Source organism: Achromobacter sp. 413638 (assembly GCF_043119405.1).
Taxonomy (GTDB): Bacteria; Pseudomonadota; Gammaproteobacteria; order Burkholderiales; family Burkholderiaceae_B; genus Achromobacter.
This window is the reverse complement of the sequence record NZ_JBICCO010000080.1, coordinates 1-20,487: the sequence shown is the minus strand read 5'-3', so window position 1 is coordinate 20,487 and position 20,487 is coordinate 1. Positions and strand designations below refer to the sequence as shown.

15 protein-coding genes and 1 CRISPR repeat array are annotated in these 20,487 nt (G+C 65.5%); of the genes, 9 read left to right on the top strand and 6 right to left on the bottom strand.

Features of this window, described 5'->3' with window-relative positions; translation table 11 throughout:
- Positions 1-7: 7 nt before the first annotated feature.
- A complete protein-coding gene (locus tag ACEU5R_RS25235; RefSeq protein WP_392412451.1) occupies positions 8-901 on the bottom strand; it encodes a lysophospholipid acyltransferase family protein in 894 nt (297 codons plus the stop codon).
- Between the two features lie 43 nt (positions 902-944).
- Positions 945-1,811 (bottom strand): lysophospholipid acyltransferase family protein, encoded by an 867-nt coding sequence (locus ACEU5R_RS25230; RefSeq protein WP_392412449.1) that lies wholly within the window; start codon positions 1,809-1,811, stop codon positions 945-947.
- Positions 1,812-2,086: 275 nt separating this feature from the next.
- Between ACEU5R_RS25230 and metK the strand changes: the two genes are divergently transcribed.
- The 3 genes from metK (at position 2,087) to cas3f (ending at position 8,028) form a co-directional block, all read left to right on the top strand.
- Complete coding sequence (gene metK / locus ACEU5R_RS25225; RefSeq protein WP_392412447.1) at positions 2,087-3,250, top strand: methionine adenosyltransferase; 1,164 nt, start codon at positions 2,087-2,089, stop codon at positions 3,248-3,250.
- 285 nt (positions 3,251-3,535) lie between these two features.
- A complete protein-coding gene (gene cas1f, locus ACEU5R_RS25220; RefSeq protein WP_392412445.1) occupies positions 3,536-4,537 on the top strand; it encodes a type I-F CRISPR-associated endonuclease Cas1f in 1,002 nt (333 codons plus the stop codon).
- Positions 4,534-8,028 carry a type I-F CRISPR-associated helicase Cas3f gene (gene cas3f, locus ACEU5R_RS25215; protein ID WP_392412443.1) on the top strand — a complete coding sequence of 1,165 codons (3,495 nt, stop codon included), beginning with the start codon at positions 4,534-4,536 and terminating at the stop codon, positions 8,026-8,028. Before cas1f ends, cas3f begins: the two co-directional genes overlap by 4 nt.
- Positions 8,029-8,083: 55 nt before the next feature.
- On the opposite strand, the gene ACEU5R_RS25210 is transcribed toward cas3f, so the two are convergent.
- Positions 8,084-8,323 (bottom strand): hypothetical protein, encoded by a 240-nt coding sequence (locus ACEU5R_RS25210; RefSeq protein ID WP_392412441.1) that lies wholly within the window; start codon positions 8,321-8,323, stop codon positions 8,084-8,086.
- 744 nt (positions 8,324-9,067) lie between these two features.
- Between ACEU5R_RS25210 and csy1 the strand changes: the two genes are divergently transcribed.
- The 4 genes from csy1 to cas6f are packed head-to-tail and all read left to right on the top strand — an operon-like array spanning position 9,068 to position 13,197.
- A complete protein-coding gene (csy1, locus tag ACEU5R_RS25205) occupies positions 9,068-10,471 on the top strand; it encodes a type I-F CRISPR-associated protein Csy1 (RefSeq protein ID WP_392412439.1) in 1,404 nt (467 codons plus the stop codon).
- Positions 10,465-11,544: a type I-F CRISPR-associated protein Csy2 gene (gene csy2 / locus ACEU5R_RS25200; RefSeq protein WP_392412437.1), complete on the top strand. Its 1,080-nt coding sequence runs from the start codon at positions 10,465-10,467 to the stop codon at positions 11,542-11,544. Before csy1 ends, csy2 begins: the two co-directional genes overlap by 7 nt.
- Positions 11,545-11,599: 55 nt before the next feature.
- Entirely contained in the window at positions 11,600-12,625 is a 1,026-nt protein-coding gene (gene csy3 / locus ACEU5R_RS25195; protein WP_392412435.1) for a type I-F CRISPR-associated protein Csy3, read from the top strand.
- Between the two features lie 5 nt (positions 12,626-12,630).
- Positions 12,631-13,197, top strand: coding sequence for a type I-F CRISPR-associated endoribonuclease Cas6/Csy4 (gene cas6f / locus ACEU5R_RS25190; protein WP_392412433.1), 567 nt, complete (start codon positions 12,631-12,633; stop codon positions 13,195-13,197).
- 130 nt (positions 13,198-13,327) lie between these two features.
- A CRISPR array of direct repeats spans positions 13,328-14,015; the repeat unit is 28 nt; unit sequence GTTCGCTGCCGCACAGGCAGCTTAGAAA.
- Between the two features lie 82 nt (positions 14,016-14,097).
- Here the strand turns inward: cas6f and ACEU5R_RS25185 are convergent.
- Together ACEU5R_RS25185 and ACEU5R_RS25180 are read right to left on the bottom strand one after the other, a co-directional pair.
- Positions 14,098-15,525: an amidase gene (locus ACEU5R_RS25185; RefSeq protein WP_392412431.1), complete on the bottom strand. Its 1,428-nt coding sequence runs from the start codon at positions 15,523-15,525 to the stop codon at positions 14,098-14,100.
- 90 nt (positions 15,526-15,615) lie between these two features.
- Complete coding sequence (locus tag ACEU5R_RS25180; protein WP_103271581.1) at positions 15,616-16,920, bottom strand: MFS transporter; 1,305 nt, start codon at positions 16,918-16,920, stop codon at positions 15,616-15,618.
- 82 nt (positions 16,921-17,002) lie between these two features.
- On the opposite strand from ACEU5R_RS25180, the gene ACEU5R_RS25175 reads away from it, so the two are divergent.
- Positions 17,003-18,004, top strand: a complete 1,002-nt coding sequence (locus tag ACEU5R_RS25175; protein ID WP_392412429.1) for an Lrp/AsnC family transcriptional regulator — start codon at positions 17,003-17,005, stop codon at positions 18,002-18,004.
- Between the two features lie 90 nt (positions 18,005-18,094).
- Complete coding sequence (locus tag ACEU5R_RS25170; RefSeq protein WP_392412428.1) at positions 18,095-18,988, top strand: alpha/beta fold hydrolase; 894 nt, start codon at positions 18,095-18,097, stop codon at positions 18,986-18,988.
- A 43-nt stretch (positions 18,989-19,031) separates the two neighbouring features.
- Here ACEU5R_RS25170 and aspA read toward each other — a convergent pair.
- Positions 19,032-20,487: aspartate ammonia-lyase (gene aspA / locus ACEU5R_RS25165; RefSeq protein WP_392412427.1), on the bottom strand; the 1,456-nt coding region annotated here is incomplete at its 5' end.

The window sequence follows — 20,487 nt, the reverse complement described above, 5'->3', positions numbered from 1 at the left end:
GGCGGCCTCAGTAGATCTTGGGCTCGCCCGGCGGGCGGGTCTTGAAGCGGCGGTGCACCCAGTAATACTGGCTGGGGCAGCGGCGCACCCAGGCTTCCAGTTCGCGGTTCAGGCGCGCGGTGGCTTCTTCCAGGGTGTCCTCGCCGGGAAAGTTCTCCAGCGGCGGCAGCACCTCGGCGTGATACTTGCCGGTCTCGGGATTCCAGAAGTCCAGCACCGGCAGCACGGCGGCGTCCCACTTCTTGGCCAACTGGGCCGTGGCCAGCAGCGTGGCGGCCTGCACGCCGAAGAAGGGCACGAACACCGCGCCCTGGCGGCCGAAGTCCATGTCGGGCAGGTAATAGACCGGGCGCGGCGCGCGCAGATGGCGCACCAGGTCGCGCACGCCGTCCTTGCGGCTGACCAGGAAGACCTCGTTGAAGCGGGCGCGGCCGGCGGCGACCAGCGCGTCGATGTGCGGGTCGCTCTGCGGCGTGTACATGGTGGCGGCGCTGGGCACCTCCATGGTCAGGCGCGTGGCGGCGGCGTCCAGGCCGATGAAGTGCGGCGCCAGCAGGATGACGGAACGGCCCTGCGCGGTCAGGTCGTTGATCCGTTCGGAACCGCTTTCGGTGACCAGCTCGCGCACCGCCTCGGGCGTGCCGTACCAGAGCACGCCTCGGTCCACGATCGACTGCGCCAGCGCGCGGAAATGCTCGGCGACCCAGCGCTCGCGCACCGCCTCGGGCTGGTCCGGAAAGCACAGCTCAAGATTCTTGCGCACGATGCGCACGCGCGACTTCGCCAGCTTCAGGGCCAGCCAGCCGAGCGCCGCGCCGACGCGCAGCCGGGTGGACGGCCGCATGCGGCCGAACCATTTCATCAGGGTAACGAGCGTGCGTGTTTTCTTGGGATTGCTCATGGCGGAAGAATGAATTGCCGGGACGGCGGAGCGGCGTTCGGGCTCAGCCGGCGGTCGGGGCCGCGTCGGCCTGCGGGGCCGGCGGCGCGCCGCGCGGCGTCTTGTAGCGGTTGTAGCTCCACAGATATTGCTCGGGGCAGCGCCGGATCAGCGTTTCCATGGCGGCGTTCAGCAGCGCGGCCTGGGCTTCGGGCTCGGCCGGCAGCGGCTCGGGCACGCGCACATAGTGGATGCGCCAGCCACGGCCGCCCGGCAGGCGCTCGCCCGCGGTCAGGATGATGGGCACGCCCGTTTGCGTGGCCAGCTTGCCCGGCAGCGTCATGGTGTAGGCCATGCGTCCGAAGAAGGGCGCCCAGACGCCGTCGCCCACGCCGGGCGCCTGGTCGGGCAGCATGCCCACCGATTCGCCACGGCGCAGCGCGCGCACGAATTCCCGCACGCCTTGCATGGTCGCGGGCACGGCGTTGACCGCCGAACTGTTGCGCGCCGTCTCGAGCAGCGGCGCCAGGATGTCCTTGCGCGGCGGACGGAACATCACGGTCATGGGCATCAGCCGCGCCAGGTAGCGGGCGGTGATCTCGAAACAGCCCAGGTGCGGCGTCAGGAACAGGATGCCGCGGTTCTCGGCGCGCGCGGCCGCCACCACCTCGTTGTCGTCCGACACAACCTGGGCCAGGCTCTGCTCATTGCGGAACCATACACGGGGCATTTCCAGGATCATGGCGCCGGCCTGGGCCGCGGCCCGCCGGGCGAAGGCCGGATCGGGGTAGCCCGCCTGGGCGGCATTGGCCTGCAGCCGGCGCCGGTACTTGCCCGGGCAGGCATAGACCAGCCGTCCGGCCAGGCGGCCGAGCGCATGCGCGGCCGGCAGGGGCAGGGAGGCGAACAGGCGGAACAGGGCGAGAAGCATGCGGCAAAGGGATAAGGTCGGGCATGGTCGTGCCGGTGCTCGGAAGATCGGGTCGGACCCCCGGCAAAGCATCAGACCCGCATTTTCGCTTAAAATCGACTGGTCGCCGAGTTAACCGACAACTTGCGGGGCGACGACAGGGGCCATGCGCATTGCGCGGCGCCTGCCAAATCCGCTAAAGCGTCGCGCCCAGATAGCGTCATGCCATGCAGTCCGGGGTGCTACGCGCCTTGTGAACCAACGCCTGCGTCAAGCGGGCAGCAAAGGACGCATCTGTGGCCAACAACGACTTCCTCTTCACTTCCGAGTCCGTCTCTGAAGGGCATCCCGACAAGGTAGCCGACCAGATCTCCGATTCGATCCTGGACGCCATCTTCACGCAGGACCCCAACGCCCGCGTGGCGGCCGAGACGCTGTGCAACACCGGCCTGGTCGTGCTGGCCGGTGAGATCACCACCACCGCCAACGTCGACTACATCCAGGTCGCGCGCGACACGATCCGCCACATCGGCTACGACAACACTGAATACGGCATCGACTACAAGGGTTGCGCGGTGCTGGTCGCCTACGACAAGCAGTCGCCCGACATCGCCCAGGGCGTGGACCGCAGCTCCGAGGACTACCTGAACCAGGGCGCCGGCGACCAGGGCCTGATGTTCGGCTACGCCTGCGACGAAACCCCCGACCTGATGCCCGCGCCGATCTGGTACTCGCACCGCCTGGTGCAGCGCCAGAGCGAGCTGCGCAAGGACGGCCGCCTGCCGTGGCTGCGCCCGGACGCCAAGTCGCAAGTGACCTTCCGCTACGTCAACGGCCGTCCGGTGGAAGTCGACACCGTGGTGCTGTCGACCCAGCACGCGCCCGAGATCTCGCAAGCCGCGATCCGTGAAGCCGTCATCGAAGACATCATCAAGCCCAGCTTCCCCGAAGGCCTGATCACGCCCCAGACCAAGTTCCTGGTCAACCCGACCGGCCGCTTCGTCATCGGCGGCCCGCAAGGCGATTGCGGCCTGACCGGCCGCAAGATCATCGTCGACACCTACGGCGGCGCGTGCCCGCACGGCGGCGGCGCGTTCTCGGGCAAGGATCCGTCCAAGGTCGACCGCTCGGCCGCCTACGCGGCCCGCTACGTTGCCAAGAACATCGTGGCCGCCGGCCTGGCGCGCCAGTGCCAGGTGCAGGTCAGCTACGCCATCGGCGTGGCCGAGCCCATCAACATCACCGTCTACACCGAAGGCACCGGCGTCATCCCCGACGACCAGATCGCCAAGCTGGTGCGCGAGCACTTCGACCTGCGTCCGAAGGGCATCGTCAACATGCTGGACCTGCTGCGCCCGATCTACACCAAGACCGCCGCCTACGGCCACTTCGGCCGTTCCGAGCCGGAATTCTCGTGGGAAGCCACGGATAAGGTGCAGGAACTGAAGAAGGCGGTTTAAGCGCTGCTTGCTTGCATCGGACAGCGCGGCTGTCCGGCAAAGCCCCGACATCGGTAACGGTGTCGGGGTTTTTCGTTGTTCGAGATTTTTTGTCGTTTGTGTGGAATGGGACTCTCCGCTCGCGATCCATGCAGAGCATGCCCAGCCCGTAGTGATGGAAATCAAGCCATCGGCATCCGTTCGGCGTTCAAGATGTTTTTCAGATTCTTCCCATGATCGATGCCTTGACGCTGTGCGACGGAATCTGTTTGACTGGCCCTCGTCCGAATCTGCAACGGGGAAAGCATGGAAGCGATACGCGCCGCCGATCTCAAGAGCATTCTGCATTCCAAGCGCGCCAACATCTATTACCTGGAACATTGCCGGGTGTTGGTCAACGGCGGCCGCGTCGAGTATGTGACGGATACGGGCAAGAAACAGCTGTACTGGAACATTCCCATTGCCAATACCACCAGCATCCTGCTCGGGACGGGCACGTCCGTCACGCAGGCGGCGATGCGCGAGTTGGCCAAGGCAGGCGTGCTGGTCGGTTTTTGCGGCGGCGGAGGCACACCGTTGTTCAGCGCCAACGAGCTGGATGTCGAGGTGGCCTGGTTCGCACCGCAAAGCGAATATCGGCCGACGGAATACTTGCAGGCCTGGGTCCGGTTCTGGTTCGACGACGGGCTGCGCTTGCATGCCGCCAAGCAATTACAGGCTGCGCGGCTGCAGTGCCTGCACGCCGCATGGACCACGCGCGCCACGCGCGAGTCCGGATTCGAGGTGGACGGCGAACGTCTGACGGCGCTGCTGCGGCAAGCCGGTACGCAGATCGACAATGCGCCGGACGTCACCGCGTTGCTGGTCGGCGAAGCGCAGCTGACCAAATCACTGTTCAAGCTTGCCGTCGATACGGTGGGCTACGGCGACTTCACCAGGGCCAAGCGTGGTGGCGGCACGGATATCGCCAACCGCTATCTCGACCATGGCAACTACCTGGCATATGGTCTGGGCGCAACTGCCACCTGGGTGCTGGGCCTGCCGCATGGCCTGGCCGTCCTGCACGGCAAGACGCGTCGTGGTGGCCTGGTGTTTGATGCCGCGGACCTGATCAAGGACGCCGTGATATTGCCGCAAGCCTTTCTGTCGGCCATGCGTGGCGATGACGAACAACAGTTCCGTCGGCAATGCATCGAAGCGCTGACGCGCAACGAGGCCCTGGACTTCGTCATCGACACGCTCAAGCGCATCGCGTTGGAAACATCGCGCCTGGCGGCCCCGGCGGATAATGTGGAATCCCGGCCATGAACGTACTTTTCGTGTCCCAATGCTCCAAGCGCGCGCTGACCGAGACGCGCCGCATCCTGGACCAGTATGCCGAGCGGCGCGGAGACCGTACCTGGCAGACGCCCATTACCCAGGCCGGCCTGGACGCCGTGCGCCGGCTGCTGCGCCAGCGCGCGCGCAAGAACACCGCCGTGGCTTGCCACTGGATACGCGGCCGCGACCATAGCGAACTGCTGTGGATCGTCGGCGATGCGCGTCAGTTCAACGCCTTGGGCGCCGTCCCCACCAACACCACAGCCAGCGATGTGCTGCGCGCCGAAGACGAAAGCCACTGGCATCATTTGCCGCTGATGACGGCGCTGACCGCGTTGGCCGCCCTGATGCACGATTTGGGGAAAGCGACGCAGGCGTTCCAGGATCGTCTCAAGCAGCCGGGCTCGCGAGAGCGCAATCACTATCGTCATGAATGGGTATCGGTGCGCCTGTTCCAGGCCTTTGTGGGCGACGACGACGATGTGGGTTGGCTGCGTCGGCTGGCCGCTAGCGCCGATGCGGACGCGCAAGCACAGGCTTTCGAGAGGCAATGGCTGGATACCGAAGGAGGCCGCCTGTTGCGCGACGGTATTGACGAGCCGCAGGCTGGAGAATGCCTGCCTTTTGCCTCGTTGCCGCCGTTGGCTCAGGCCGTGGCCTGGCTGGTGCTGACGCACCATCGTCTGCCATGCAAGCCGGTGTCGCAGGGCAGCGGCAGCATCGGCGAGGATATCGATCAACCGCAGTATCGCTGGCGGCGCTTTGGCGCCCATCCCCGGTTCGTGAACGCTGCCGAGCTGCACGGGCTGTTGCAGCGCATCAGCGCCGATTGGAATGAACCTCGCGAGGATGCACCTATTTCCAGCGTGCACGCCCATTGGCATTTCCCGCTGGGGCTGCCTGTTGGCACGCTCGCATGGCGCAAGCAGGCCGCACGCTATGCACGCAAACTGCTGGAGCTGCCGCGGCCGTCGGACTGGGACACGGCAATGACAGACCCATTCGCGATGCACGTCTCGCGCATGTGCCTGATGCTGGCGGATCATCATTACTCAAGTATCGAGGACGAAGCGCAGCGCAAGCCCTACCGCAATGCGAGTTATCCGCTGTACGCCAATACGAGCAGAAACCATGATGCGCCAGCTGGGAAGGTCCTGTTCAACCAGACGCTGGACGAACACCTGCTCGGCGTGCAGGCACATGCCACATTGGTGGCGCGTTCGCTGCCCACGCTGACGCGCAGCCTGCCCGCATTGCAGAACCACCGGGGCCTGAAAAAGCGCAATTCCAATCCACGATTCCAATGGCAGGACAAGGCGGCCGACCTGGCCGCCGGCGTGCGTGAGCGCGCGCAGCGCCAGGGTGCGTTCATCGTCAACATGGCGTCGACCGGCTGCGGCAAGACGCTGGGCAATGCCCGCATCATGAATGCCTTGGCCGACCCTGGCGTGGGCATGCGCTGCGCATTCGCCATTGGCTTGCGTACACTGACCTTGCAGACAGGGCGCGTGTTTCAGAGGGATCTGGGCCTGGGCGATGAGCAGCTGGCCATCAAGGTCGGCGGCGCCGCCAGCCGCGCCTTGTTCGAATATTGGGAAGCCCGGGCCGAGGCGACGGGCTCGGCCTCGCGCCAGGCGCTGCTCGACGAAGGCGGGCAAGTTCTGTTCGAAGGCGACGACCGGCATCCGCTGCTGCAACGTCTGACCGACGATGCCCAGGTTCGCTCGCTGATTGCCGCGCCCGTGCTGGCTTGCACCGTAGACCACCTGACGCCCGCCACCGAGAGCCTGCGCGGCAGCCGCCAGATCGCGCCCATGCTGCGGCTCATGACCAGCGACCTGGTGCTGGACGAGCCGGACGATTTCGACATGGCCGACCTGCCCGCGTTGGCGCGGCTTGTGCATTGGGCGGGATTGCTGGGCGCGCGCGTGTTGCTGTCCTCGGCCACCTTGCCGCCGGCGCTGGTCGAGGGACTGTTCCTGGCCTATCGCGCCGGACGCGAGGTTTATCAGCGGCATCGTGGCGAGCGGCCCGGCGAGCCCGCCGCCATTTGCTGCCTGTGGATGGACGAGTTTCATCAGCAGGAGCAGGATTGCGCCGACGCGCAGGGTTTTCGCGCCTGCCATGAACGCTTCGTGGAAAAGCGCGTGGCCCAGCTCGCCCAGGCCGAGCCGCGCCGGCTTGCGGCGATTGCGACGCTGCCGGCCGGATGGCGCGCAATGGGCGGGCCCGAGCTGCGCCGCGACTTCGCCCGCTTTGTGCTGGAGCAGGCCTGGGAAATGCATCAGCAGCCGTGCAACCATGGTGTCGACCCGGCCAGCGGCAAGCGCGTGAGCTTCGGCCTGATCCGCATGGCCAACATCGATCCCCTGTTCGACGTGGCGCTGGCCATGTATGCCCAAGGCGCGCCCGCGCCCGGCGTGCGCGTGCACCTGTGCGTCTATCACTCGCAGTTTCCCTTGTTGGTGCGTTCCAGCATCGAGCGGCAGCTAGACACCGTGCTTGACCGCCGCGCCACGGATGGAATCGATCCGGTCTTCCAGCAGCCGTCGATACGCGCCCTGATCAACGCCAGCCCGGAATCTCATCATCTGTTCATCGTCCTGGGTTCGCCGGTCACGGAAGTGGGGCGTGACCATGACTACGACTGGGCCGTGGTCGAACCCTCGTCGATGCGATCGCTTATTCAGCTGGCCGGGCGGGTGCGACGGCATCGGCCGGGCAAGGCGGGCGGGGTGAACATGCGGGTGCTGGACAGCAATCTGCGAGCCTACGAAAAGCCATCGGGCAAGGCCGCCTTTTGCAAGCCAGGTTTTGAAATGGATGAGACCGGCGGCAAGACGGGCATGGAGCGTTACTTCCATTTGAAGTCGCATCAACTGCAATCGTTGCTGGCTCGGGAAACCGCCGGCGCGGTCATCTGGCCGGTTGATGCGCGCGCGCGCATCTCCGTCGTCAAGGAAGGGCTGCGCCCCACTCGCAATCTGGTCGATCTGGAACATGCGCGCATGCACGAAGCGATGCTGCCTCCCGCCACGGACAATCCAAACGCGCCGTCCGTGCAGCGTTCGGCCAGCCTGCATTGGGCCAGCAGCGAGAACCTCTGGCTGACGGGTCTGTTGCCGCAGTTCCAGCGTTTTCGCCATGATCCGGCGCCGCGCGTGGATGTCGCGCTGCTGCCTGACGATGAGGAAGAGCGGTTGTTGCTGCATCGCGTGGTCGATGAGCGGGATCGCAGGAAACCCCTGCACGTGCCGGTCGATGCGTTCCAGCGGCATTCGGTGCCGTTGGAGCGCATCGCGATTGGCAGCGTCACACCGTGGCTGCGAGGCAACTTGCTGGAGGATTTGATGGCGCTGTCGCAGGAGCTGGGGCAGTCGCTGCCGGACTGCGCGCAGCGATACGCCATCGCCAGCCTGCCCGACAACGCAGGGCAGGGCTGGTGGTATCACGAGTGTCTGGGATTCAAGGCGAAATAATGAAGGCGACAGTGCGGGCGGGCCCGCGCGAGGCGGTGCGCAGACACCGCTCGCGTCAGGCGTCGGCCGCTTCGCGTTCGGCCTGCTCGATCAGCGCGGGGGAAACGCCATGGCGCTTGAGCGCTTCGACCAGCCGGGCGTGCGAGGCGGAAGCGAACTGCTGCTCGTCACGGCGCAAGCCTTCGCTGAGGTATGACTTGAGCAGGGCCTGGTATCCGGAAAAACCGCGTTGCGGCGCGATGGTCTTCATCGATTCGACGACGTCCACCGGAATGCGCAGCGTGATAGAGGTCATTGGTCGGTCTTTGGTCAGGCGGGATTTCAGGCGGTCACTCAACATAGCGGGACTCCCTCAAGGTTCTCGCGTGGCGCGCGGAGAAGATGTGGCGCGTTGTCGAAGGTGCACAAGTCACCGCGTGTGGAACGTTTCGGGAGCTTTGATGTGGTGCTCGCGCTTGTGTAACGCCCGTCAGAAAGCAAGGTCAACGGTACGGTTGCGTACTCACATCGTGAATACGTATTGACCGTAGGCACTCGAGATATCTGCCGTTGGTAGGCAAGCGAGGGGCGCCGGGCAAATAGATCTTTGATGAGTATCTTGTCTAACGTACGGACGGGACGCACTTGGGCGAAATACCAGCAATTTGCGTGATGGACGACGTTTCCAACAGATTCAAGCTGCTTGTTCAGCAGAGAAGAATAGCCGCCGTGCAACTACGGTGACTTTTCTGAGCTGTCTTGCGACAGAGGCTTGCACGATACCACCCTTTCAAGCTACGATGAATTATTCATATTAATTTATGCCGCTATGCAGCTACGCTGACTGGTTAAATTTTAAGATGTCGTGACGCAGTTCAGACCTGCGTCACGACATGTCAACAACGTGCTGTCGAGGCACCAACCAAAGAGAAGGAGGAATCGTGACAAGCAATCACGCGCTCAGAAGAGCTGTGACGGCTGAAACGCCGTAATCCATCATTCCCAGTCGGCTATTGCTGACTGGGAAATTATCTCCTTTTTTGCGTGAAAGGTATTCCCCATGTCCGATGTTCATGTAACAAGGCGCAAGGAACGCTTTCGTGCCGCAATCGACCAATTCTTGCTGGAGCGATTGCAGTCCAAGCTCGAAAAGCTAGGCCCCGATGACTCTCAACGCGAAGAGATCATTGCGGCGTATGCGCGTGACACATGGTTGCTCAGCGCAGCCAAACGTGTCGAACAAATCCAGGCAGTGACCCATTCCCTCAAGCCAGTACACCCTGACGCTCGAGGTACCAATCTTTATGTGGACCCTCGCGGCCTGCCTCCGTTGAAGGAACTGGGCAGCCATGTGTTGGGGCAGTCCTTCGTGGGTGATGTGGTCGGCAATGCCGCGGCGCTCGATGTGTACAAGCTGCTGAAGCTTGAAGTCGATGGTGTTAGCTTGCTGACCGCATTGCTGACGAATGATGAGGCCGCACGCCTAGCCTTGCACGACAACCCGGCTCAAGCTCAAAGCTTGAGTGATGCATTCGTAGGGCTCACACAGCCACGTGCCGGCGCTCCCAGTTCGCATACGCGAGCCAAGCAGGTGTATTGGCTTGCTGCCGACGATCCGTGCACAGATGACGACTATGTGCTGCTGGCGCCCCTGCACGCCACATCTCTTGTCCATGAGTTGTACGCTCAAATTCAGGAGGATCGTTTTGGTGAAGTCAACAAGGTCGCACGTCAGGCGCGGCGAGAGCGAAAACCCCATGATGGCGTGTTTCGGGATTATCCGGGGCTGGCCGCACAGAAGCTCGGTGGCACCAAGCCTCAGAACATTTCGCAGCTGAATAGCGAGCGCGGCGGAGTGAACTATCTGCTCGCCTCGTTGCCACCGATGTGGAGCCGCACGAAGCTCTGGCAACCCGCTCACGTCGAATCGGTATTTGAAAAGCTCTATATCGTTCGTCCGGAAGTCCGCAGGGCAATTCGCGACCTGCGCGCGTTTCTTGCTACAGAGCCTGCGCCCAACTTGCAGACGCGCCAACGTCGAGATGCCTACATCGATGTTGTGGTGGACGAAATCGTGACGATGGCAGGTGAATTCTTGCAGACGTTTCCTGCGGGCTGGACGCGCGATGTCGAACGATTCCAGAAACTGGCCCGAGAAGAACAGTTGTGGCTGGACCCATTGCGGGGGGAGTTGCCTGAAGAGTCGGAGTTCGCTCGAGAATGGCTGCTTATGACTTGGCCCAATGAGATTGGCCGCCGTTTTGCGAACTGGCTAAATCGCTATTTGTCTGCGCAATTGCCAGTTGGAGACGTAGAGGCGCGGCAGTGGAAAAAAGAACTGCTTGCCGACGAAGATGGATTCGTTCAGCAGCTTCGTGAACTGCGCAGGCAGCTGGATGCGTCTGATCGCATTTCGCGTCAAGACGGTGATTCGCCTACGGCAGGGCGGGGGGACGCATGGTGAATGCTCTCTTCTCCTCTGAAGCACTTCTGGTATTTCCCCACCTACGCATCCAAAACGCCAACGCCATCTCCAGCCCGCTGACGCACGGCTTTCCCTCCATCACCGCCTTCACCGGCCTGATGTGGGCGCTGGAACGCAATCTGGCCAAGGCCAAAGTCCCGCTGCGGCTGCACGGCGTTGGCGTGATCTGCCACCATCACCAGGAGCAGACGACGCAAGGCTACGTGCGTAGCTTCAACTTGACCCGCAATCCCGTGGACAAGGACGGAAGCACGGCAGCCATCGTCGAAGAAGGTCGCATTCATCTGGACATTTCGCTGGTCTTTAGCGTTTCGGAAATACGCACCGCCGATACGGTGCCGAAGCTGCTGCGGGGCAACGAAACCGACACACAGAAATGGGCGAATACGGCAGGCGACGTGCTGGCGCAAATGCGTGTCGCCGGCGGCAGCCTGTTGCCTTCCCGTCCCGCACCTGGCCGGCGCGTGCGTCCTTGGCTGGCAGTCCTGGCAGACGACCCACAGGAGCGCGATAGGCAGTTCCGCCAATGGCGTCGGCAGTGGTTGCCCGGCTTCGCGCTGGTTGGACGTGATGATCTGCTGGCTGACCGGTTGCGTCGTCTCCGCGAGCGCGATCCGCAGACGTCCCTGCTGGACGCCTGGCTCCATGCCTCGCGCTTCAACCATGAGCCGGTACCACTCCAGGACGGCGAACCTGCGCCCGCCGATGGCAAGCAGCGCTGGGCGGATCCCTGGCGCGGCGCTGGCAGCGGCTGGATCGTGCCGATACCGGTCGGCTATGCCGCGCTATCGCCGTTGCACGAAGCAGGTTCTGTTCTGAACGCCCGAGATGCCGCGACACCGTTGCGCTTCGTCGAATCGGTCTATTCCCTGGGCGAATGGATCAGCCCGCACCGGCTCGCGCACCTGGACCAGTTGCTCTGGCGCGCCGAGACCGACGAAGCCCTGGGCCTGTATCGCTGCCGCAACGACTATGCGCCGGATCCGTCGCAGCTTCCCGTCACGGATGAGACCGGGCAGGAAGATGACGACGAGATCTATCCCTATTCCTGAGCGTCGCCGCTCGTCCCGTTGATTTGAATACGCCATTTACAAGGATTGAATCATCATGTCGAACGCACTCAAGACCGCCTCCGTCCTGGCTTTTGAACGCAAGCTGGATCCCTCCGACGCCGTCTTCCATGCCGGCAACTGGGAGGATCTGGCGAAATCCGCATCGTGGCCGCCCGTTCGGCTGCGCGAGAAATCCGTGCGCGGCACCATCTCCAACCGCCTCAAGGCCAAGGACCAGGATCCCGCCAAGCTCGACGCCGCGATAGAGAACCCCAACCTGCAAACCGTGGACGTGGCGACCCTGCCCTCGGATGCCGACACGCTCAAGGTGCAATTCACGCTGCGCGTGCTGCCCGGCACGGGCACGCCGTCCGCATGCAACAGCGCGGAATATCAGGCCAAACTCTTGCAGACCGTGCAGTCCTACGTCGCGGAGCACGGCTATGCCGAATTGGCCAACCGCTATGCGGCCAACCTGGCCAATGGCCGCTTCCTGTGGCGCAACCGGGTCGGTGCGGAACATGTGCGCGTGGAGGTGGCGCGGCTCAAGGACGGCAAGGCTGACCAGCAATGGAGCTTCGATGCCCTGGCGCAGAATCTGCGCGCGCTTGATGCGTCGAGTGATGAGGTGAAGTCATTGGGTTCTGTGATCGCTGAGGGTTTGGCAGGCGGTCATGTGCTGCTGCAGGTCACGGCGTTCTTGCGGGTGGGTGCGGGGCAGGAGGTGTTTCCGTCCCAGGAACTGATCCTGGATCGCGGACGCGGCGACAAGAGCAAGACGCTCTACCAGATCGGCGAGAAAGGTCAGGAGATCGCCGCCATCCATTCCCAGAAGATCGGCAATGCCTTGCGCACTATCGATACCTGGTACGAAGGCGCGCACGATCTGGGGCCGATCGCTGTGGAACCCTACGGTTCGGTCACCACGCAAGGCAAGGCCTATCGCCAGCCCAAGCAGAAACAGGACTTCTATACCCTGCTGGACGACTGGCTGCTCAAGGACAAGGCGCCGCCGACCGAGCAACAGCATTTCGTGATGGCGGTCTTGATCCGCGGCGGCGTGTTCGGCGATGCGAGCTGACCGCCATGACGACCCACTATATAGACATCACCTTGTTGCCCGATCCAGAGTTCAGCCACGCGCATCTGCTGGGGGCGTTGGTGGCCAAGCTGCATCGGGCCTTGGTGCAGCTGCAATCGGCAAGCATCGGGGTCAGCTTTCCCCAGTACCGCTTGCGGCCGCGCACCATGGGCTCGGTGCTGAGGTTGCACGGCGATCCCGATGCGCTTCAGGACCTGATGGCCTTGGCATGGCTGCAGGGCATGCGGGATCACGTTCGGCTGACTGACTTGGCACCTGCGCCGTCCGACGCGCCGCGCTACGTGGTGCAGCGCCGTCAGTTCAAGACCAGCGCGGAACGCCTGCGCCGCCGCCGCATGCGTCGCAAGGGAGAAACGGCGGACCAAGCAGCCGCAGCCATTCCCGATAGCGTCGAGCGTCAGGTCGAATTGCCCTTCGTCCGTCTGAACAGCGCCAGCACCAGGCAGCCGTTCTGCCTGTTCATTGCTCAGGAGCGCGGGGAGGAGGTCGGGGCTGGTAAAGGGTTCAATTCCTATGGCCTGAGCCAGGGCGGTACGGTGCCGTGGTTTTGAACCCTTTTTTTGGGTGTGATTGGAAGGCCTGAAAAATCAATGGGTTAGGAATGTGCCCGGAATTTGGGTGTTGGTGAGGTTTTGACTGTTGTTTCTTTAAAAATCAATGGGTTAGTGGTTTTTTGCCATAGTTCGCTGCCGCACAGGCAGCTTAGAAAAGATGGCAACGGCGGCTTCCATGTCTTCGGCCGTTCGCTGCCGCACAGGCAGCTTAGAAAAGTCCCTCCAGCGCCACCGTTTCCGATACTATGTTCGCTGCCGCACAGGCAGCTTAGAAATCCACCGTGGATACGCCAGGGGCGGCGCAAAGGTTCGCTGCCGCACAGGCAGCTTAGAAAAGGTCCGGCGCCCACAGCACCAGGTCGACCCAGTTCGCTGCCGCACAGGCAGCTTAGAAAAACGTGATAGACGTTAATTTGCCCTGGCGGTTGTTCGCTGCCGCACAGGCAGCTTAGAAATCTGTCAGCCGCTTGTCCCGCCAGGCCGCCAGGTTCGCTGCCGCACAGGCAGCTTAGAAATTGTTGCTGGCGCTTCGCAGCGCACGCAGAATGTTCGCTGCCGCACAGGCAGCTTAGAAATGGAAGACCCGGTTGAACTTCAGTTCCGCAATGTTCGCTGCCGCACAGGCAGCTTAGAAAAAGGCGAGGTCATGCTCGCCGGCTGGTCCCAGGTTCGCTGCCGCACAGGCAGCTTAGAAAGAGCCCATCAGCCCCGCCGCCGCGGTGGATATGTTCGCTGCCGCACAGGCAGGTTAGAAAAATCATCGCAGCCTGACTCCGCAGGGCAGTACGTTCTCTGCCGTACAGGCAGTGCTGAAAAAAACCGAATCCAGCGCCACCTTGAGCGGCAAGTTCCCAGTCGCCCAAACACCACAACCTCGCCGCCTGCCCTCCCTGGTCCCTACAACCCCCAAGCCCCCACTCCCGGCCGCCTGACCTCCACCCCCAACACCCCCTCCACCGCCGCCGCGCAATCCATCAACGCTGCATCCTCCCCCGCCGGCGCCAGCAGCTGCACCCCGATCGGCATCCCCTCCCCATCAAACCCCGCCGGCAGCGAAATCGCCGCCGCGCCCAGAAAGTTCGCCGGGCGCAGCAGCTTGCCCAGGCCGGCGTGGCGCAGGTCGGCGGCGTCCAGCGGCTGGGCGGCCTGGTCGCAGGCGGGCATGAGCAGGGCGTCGTGGCCTTGCATGGCGCGGGCGTAGGCGGCCATGTCGGCGTCGCGGCGTTGCAGGGCGGCTTCGTAGTCGGCCTGGCGGATGCGGCCGCCGGCCGCGATGCGCGAGCGCACCACGGTCCAGAGCGGTTGGGCGGGGTCTTCGGCCAGCGCGCCGTAGTAGCGGTAGGCCTCGTAGGCCAGTACCAGCGAGTTGTCCTCGGCCATGCGGTCGAAGGACAGGCCGGGCGGGGGCGTCCAGGTTTGGGGCGTGTGGCCGGCGGCGGCCAGCTGGTCCAGCGTGTGGCGCCACAGCGCGAGGCTGGCCTCGCCCAGCGCGGCGGGCCAGGCCTCGGGCGCCAGCACGGCCAGCGGGCCGGGGGCGCGCGTTTCGGGATGGCGCAGCGCGGTCACGCAGCCCGGGGGCAGCGCCAGCGTGGCGGCGTCGTCGACGTCGGGGCCGGACAGCAGCACGGCCAGCGCGCGCGCGTCGGCGACATTGCGGGCGATGGGGCCGAGCACGTCCAGCGTGTCCGACAGCGGCAGGCTGCCGGCGCGGCTGATCAGGCCGGTCGACGGCTTGTAGCCGACCAGGCCGTTCAGCGCCGCCGGCGCGCGCACGGAGCCGCCGGTGTCGCCGCCCAGCGCGATCGGCGCCAGCCCCGCGGCCACGGCCACGGCCGCGCCGCTGGACGAGCCGCCCGGCGCGCGGGCCTGAACGGCGTCCCAGGGGTTGCGTGCGGTGCCTTGCGTGCCGTTCTGGCCGGACAGCCCGAACGCGAATTCGGTCATGCGCGTCTTGCCCAGGATCACCATGCCGTGCGCGGCCAGGGCGCGCAGCGCCTGGGCGGTGCCTGCGCTGATCTGGCCGGCGCGCGCCTGCGAGCCCAGCGTGGCTTCGGTGCCTTCCCATTGCACGCTGTCCTTCACCGCCACCGGCACGCCGTGCAGCGGGCCCAGCACGATGCCGGCGGCCAGCAGCCGGTCGGCGGCGTCTGCCTGCGCCAGCGCGCGCTCGGCCGTGACCACGCTGTACGCGTTGAGCGCGCCGGCGCGCTCGATGCGGTCCAGGAAATGCGTGGCGGCCTGGCGCGACGTCAGCGTTCCCTGACGGATGGCGCGGCCGATGCCGAGGGCGTCTTGGAAGTGCAGGGCGGTATCGGGTGCGGACATGGGGCTTCCTGAAAATGAAACGGCTTTCCGGACCTGGCGGTGCCGGAAAGCGCGGGGACGCGCCGCGCGGAGGGCGGCGTCGGGCGGGCCTTAGCGGAGCTTCTGGCCGACCGTCTCGGGCATGCGGATGAAGGTGATCAGCGTGATCACGGCGCCGGCCAGCACGTAGTAGAAGAACCAGCGTTCCATGCCCTGGCTTTGCAGCCAGGTCAGCAGGTAGGGCGTGGTGCCGCCCAGCAGCGCCACGACCAGGTTGTAGGGCGTGCCGATGCCGACGGCGCGCACGCTGGTGGGGAACTGCTCGGACATGATGGCCGGCGCGATGGACGTGTACATGGCGTACAGCACCAGACCGAACAGTTCCACCGCCAGGATCGAGCCGAAGGACGGGCCCAGCGTGGTCATCAGCGGGTAGAAGAAGATCAGGTAGCCGGCGGCGAACACGATCAGCTGCGGCTTGCGGCCGATGCGGTCCGACAGCGCGCCGAACAGCGGCTGCACCAGCATGAAGACGATCAGCGCGACGGTGTTGGCGGCGAAGGCGGTCTTCGGATCGGCGTGCACCTGGCGGATGGCGTAGGTGGGCACGTAGGCCACGAAGATGTAGAACGCGAAGGTCGTCAGGATGGAGAAGCCGACGATGCGCAGCACTTCCACCGGATGCTCGCGCAGCAGGGTGCGCAGCGGCTGCTTTTCCACGCCGGCCTTCTTGCTGTGCGAGAAGGCTTCGGTCTCCGGGATGGAGCGGCGGATCCACAGGCCGGCCAGGCCGCCCAGCGCGCCCAGCAGGAACGGAATGCGCCAGCCCCAGGCGGCCATCTCGGGCTTGGTCAGGGTGGACGTCAGCGCCCAGCCCACGGCGGACGCGGCCAGGATGCCGACGGCGGCGCTGAAGAACACGAAGCTGGAATAGAAACCACGGCGGTTGGACGGCGCCATTTCCGCCAGGAAGGTCGTGGCCGAGGCATACTCTCCGCCCAGCGACAGCCCTTGCAGCAGGCGCGCGGCGGTCAGCAGCAGCGGGGCGGCCAGGCCGATGGTGGCGTAGGTGGGAGTGACGGCGATGATCAGCGAGCCGCCGGCCATCATCAGGATGGTCAGGCCCAGCGCGGCCTTGCGGCCGTAGCGGTCGGAGAAAATGCCCAGCAGCCAGCCGCCCACCGGGCGCATGAAGAAGCCGACCGCGAAGATGCCGAACGAGGCCAGCAGCGCGGTGGTCTCGTTGCCTTCGGGGAAGAACTGGCTGGAGAAGAAGATGGCGAAGGATGCGTAGATGGTCCAGTCGAACCATTCGACGGCATTGCCTACACTACCGGCCAGGATGGTGCGGGCGCGCGACACGGGCGCGGCGGCGGCCCCCTGCTTGGCGTGCAGGGTCGTGGAGGGGCTGCTCATGAAGTCCTCAATCAGGTGTTTATTTTTGGTCAAAAAGACCGTCTAATTTTTATGATTTGGTAATTTCCGCCACGTTAGATTAATGAATATGGTCACGTCAAGTAAGGGTAAGCCCCTAATGCCAACACTCGATGACACCGATCTGGCCTGCCTGGTGGCCCTGCAGGCCGAACCCCGCGCGTCCTGGCGCGAGCTGGGGGCGGCCACGGGCATCGCCGAGCGCACGGTGGCCCGGCGCCTGAAGCGCCTGATGGACGCGGACGCGCTGCGCGTCATCGCCGAGCCCGACCCGCTGGTCACTGGTCGCGGCGTGGTGCTGCATGCCTGGGTGCGCTGTCGGTCCGGACGGGTGCCGGACGTGGCCGAGCGGCTGGCGGCGCTGGACTGCTGTCAGCTGGCCGTGACGCTGGCCGGCTCGGCCGACCTGATGGCCGAGCTGACGCTGGCCGACGAGGCCGACATGCCGGACCTGGTGACGCGGGTGCTGCCTTCCATCGACGGCGTCGAGCATGTCGAGGCGCGGCTGGTGCTGCGGCCCTTCCGCCGCGCGGGCCAGTGGCGCATCCTGGCCGAGGCTGGCGCCGCGCTCGAGCCTGCGCCGTCCAATCCGCCCGCCGCGCTCACGGAGTCCGAGCAGCGCCTGGCCGGCCATCTGATGCGCGACGGCCGCGCCAGCCTGGCCGAGCTGGCCGAGCAGGTCGGCGTCAGCGAGCCCACCGCCCACCGCATGCTGCAAAACCTGGTGGACCGGCGCGCGTTGAGCTTCCGCGTGGAAGTCGAGCCGTCGCTGGTGGGCTTTCCGGTGGAGGCGGTGATTTCCGTGCAGGTGCGGCCGCAGGCGGTCAATGCGCTGGCCGCGCATCTGGCGCGCGATCCGAACACGCGCTGCCTGTTCGGCACCAGCGGCGCATCGCAGCTGTTCTGGCATGTGCTGTGCCGCGACAGCCCGCAGCTCTGGGACGTGGTGACGCGCCGGCTGGGCGAACTGGAAGGCGTGCTCAACAGCGACGTGGCCGTGGTGATGCGCGCGCACAAGCGCTGCGGCATCGTGCGCGCCGGCCCGCTGCTGGGCGCTGAGGGCTGAAGACGCGGCGCAGGGCCGGGATGAGGCGGACGTCCGGTCCGCGAGGCCGGCGGGCGTCTTCCCGGGGGGGCAAACGACACAGGACGATCCATGAGCGATAGCGATTTCTTCGACCTTCCGATCCGCCTGCACGCCGTCAATGGCGTGCGCATCGCCGCCCGCGTCGGCGGCGACGGGCCGCCGCTGTTGCTCTTGCACGGCCATCCCCAGACCAGCGCCATCTGGCATCGCCTGTGGCCGGCACTGACGCGGCATCGCACCTGCGTGGCCGCCGACCTGCGTGGCTATGGCGACAGCGACAAGCCGCCGGCCGCGCCCGGCCACGCCGCGCATTCCAAGCGCGTCATGGCCCAGGACATGGCGGCGCTGATGCGCGCGCTGGGGCACGAACGCTACGAGGTGCTGGCGCATGACCGTGGCGCGCGCGTCGCGCACCGGCTGGGGCTGGATCATCCGACGGCCGTCACGCGCCTGATGCTGCTGGACATCGCGCCCACGTTGGATATGTACGAGCACACCACCCGCGCCTTCGCGCAGGCGTACTTCCACTGGTTCTGGCTGATCCAGCCCGCGCCCATGCCGGAGACCATGATCGAGCGCGATCCGGTGTTCTACCTGCGCTCGGTCATGGGCGGGCGGCCCGGCGGGCTGGCGCATTTCTCCGCGCCGGCCATGGCCGAGTACGAGCGCGTCGCGCGCCTGTCCGGCTGGGCCACGGGCATCTGCGAGGACTACCGCGCTTCCGCCACCGTGGATCTGGAGCATGACCGCCAGGGCCGAGCCGCCGGCGAGCGCCTGCGCATGCCGGTGCGCGCGCTGTGGGGCGAGCGCGGCGCGGTGGGCCGGAACTTCGATGTGCTGGCCCTGTGGCGCGCCATCGCCGACCAGGTCGACGGCGGGCCGTTGCCGGGCGCGCATTATCTGGCTGAGGAAATCCCGGACGCGGTGCTGCGCGAGGCGGGCGCGTTCTTTGGATGGGCTTGAGGCGGGCAGGCGCCACCGGCGCGTGCCCAGCCCATCCGTCCGTCTAGCCCTGTGACGCGCCAGGCGGCCTGCGCACGGCGGCCGGGTGCATCGCGACGGGGTGCGTGAGCGTTTCCGGTTGCAGGATCTCGTCGAGCTGGGCCTTGGACAGCAGGCCCCGGCTCAGCACGATGTCATAGACGCTGCCGCCGCTCAGGTGCGCCTCCTGCGCCACGGAGGTGGCATTGGCGTAGCCGATGTACGGGTTCAGCGCCGTCACGATGCCGATGGAGTTCTCGACCGATGCGCGCAGGTGGTCCGCGTTGGCGGTAATCCCTTTCACGCAGCGTTCGGCCAGGGTCAGGCAGCCGTTGCGCAGATGGCCGACGCTTTTGAAGATGCTGTGCGCGATGATGGGCTCGAAGGCATTGAGCTGCAACTGTCCGGCCTCGGCGGCGAAGCTGACGGTGACATCGTTGCCGATGACCTCGAAGGCGATCTGGTTGACCACTTCCGGGATGACCGGATTCACCTTGCCGGGCATGATGCTGGAGCCGGCCTGCATGGCCGGCAGGTTGATCTCCCCCAGGCCGGCGCGCGGGCCGCTGGACAGCAGCCGCAGGTCGTTGCAGGTCTTCGACAGTTTCACCGCCACCCGCTTGAGCACGCCGGACAGCTGCACGAACGCGCCGCAGTCCTGGGTGGCCTCGATCAGGTTGGGTGCCGTCTGCAGCGGAATGCCGGTGATCTTGCGCAGGTGCATCAGCACCAGCGGCGCATAGTCGGGATGCGCCGTGATGCCGGTGCCGATCGCCGTGGCGCCCATGTTGATCTCGCAGATCAGCATCACCGCCTCGCGCAGCCGCGCCTGGTCCTCGCCCAGCATCACGGCATAGGTGCTGAATTCCTGGCCCAGCGTCATCGGCACCGCGTCCTGCAGCTGGGTGCGGCCCATCTTCAGCACGTCCTTGAAGGCCTCGGCCTTGGCCTCGAACGCCTCGCGCAGGATGTCCATGGCGTCGATCAGTCCGTGGACGCCGAACCAGGTCGCGATCTTGAGCGCGGACGGGTAGACGTCGTTGGTGCTCTGGCCGATGTTCACATGCTCGTTCGGGTGCAGGACATGGTAGTCGCCCCGGTTCTGGCCCAGCAGCTCCAGCGCCCGGTTGGCGATGACCTCGTTGGCGTTCATGTTGGTGGACGTGCCCGCGCCGCCCTGGATCACGTCGACCACGAACTGATCATGCAGCCGGCCCTTGATCAGTTCGTTGCAGGCTTCGATGATGGCGTCGCAGCGCCGTTCGTCCAGCAGGCCAAGCTCGCAATTGCTCAACGCCGCCGCCTGCTTGATATAGGCCAGCGCCCGGATCAGCTCCGGATAGGTCGATATCGGGATGCCGGTGATCGGAAAGTTCTCCTGCGCACGCAAGGTGTGCACGCCGTAGTAGGCGCAGGCGGGGGCCGCGCGGGGCCCCCCCCCGGGCTTCTTCTCTCCGCTATTCGGGGGGGGGCAAAATTTT

What these genes read in the sequence shown, in the direction of transcription:
- ACEU5R_RS25180 (WP_103271581.1), bottom strand. Translation starts at nt 16,920, where the DNA reads ATGAGCAGCCCCTCCACGACCCTGCACGCCAAGCAGGGGGCCGCCGCC.
- ACEU5R_RS25175 (WP_392412429.1), top strand. Translation starts at nt 17,003, where the DNA reads ATGAATATGGTCACGTCAAGTAAGGGTAAGCCCCTAATGCCAACACTC.
- ACEU5R_RS25235 (WP_392412451.1), bottom strand. Translation starts at nt 901, where the DNA reads ATGAGCAATCCCAAGAAAACACGCACGCTCGTTACCCTGATGAAATGG.
- ACEU5R_RS25185 (WP_392412431.1), bottom strand. Translation starts at nt 15,525, where the DNA reads ATGTCCGCACCCGATACCGCCCTGCACTTCCAAGACGCCCTCGGCATC.
- cas3f (WP_392412443.1), top strand. Translation starts at nt 4,534, where the DNA reads ATGAACGTACTTTTCGTGTCCCAATGCTCCAAGCGCGCGCTGACCGAG.
- csy1 (WP_392412439.1), top strand. Translation starts at nt 9,068, where the DNA reads ATGTCCGATGTTCATGTAACAAGGCGCAAGGAACGCTTTCGTGCCGCA.
- ACEU5R_RS25230 (WP_392412449.1), bottom strand. Translation starts at nt 1,811, where the DNA reads ATGCTTCTCGCCCTGTTCCGCCTGTTCGCCTCCCTGCCCCTGCCGGCC.
- cas1f (WP_392412445.1), top strand. Translation starts at nt 3,536, where the DNA reads ATGGAAGCGATACGCGCCGCCGATCTCAAGAGCATTCTGCATTCCAAG.
- csy3 (WP_392412435.1), top strand. Translation starts at nt 11,600, where the DNA reads ATGTCGAACGCACTCAAGACCGCCTCCGTCCTGGCTTTTGAACGCAAG.
- ACEU5R_RS25170 (WP_392412428.1), top strand. Translation starts at nt 18,095, where the DNA reads ATGAGCGATAGCGATTTCTTCGACCTTCCGATCCGCCTGCACGCCGTC.
- csy2 (WP_392412437.1), top strand. Translation starts at nt 10,465, where the DNA reads ATGGTGAATGCTCTCTTCTCCTCTGAAGCACTTCTGGTATTTCCCCAC.
- cas6f (WP_392412433.1), top strand. Translation starts at nt 12,631, where the DNA reads ATGACGACCCACTATATAGACATCACCTTGTTGCCCGATCCAGAGTTC.
- ACEU5R_RS25210 (WP_392412441.1), bottom strand. Translation starts at nt 8,323, where the DNA reads ATGACCTCTATCACGCTGCGCATTCCGGTGGACGTCGTCGAATCGATG.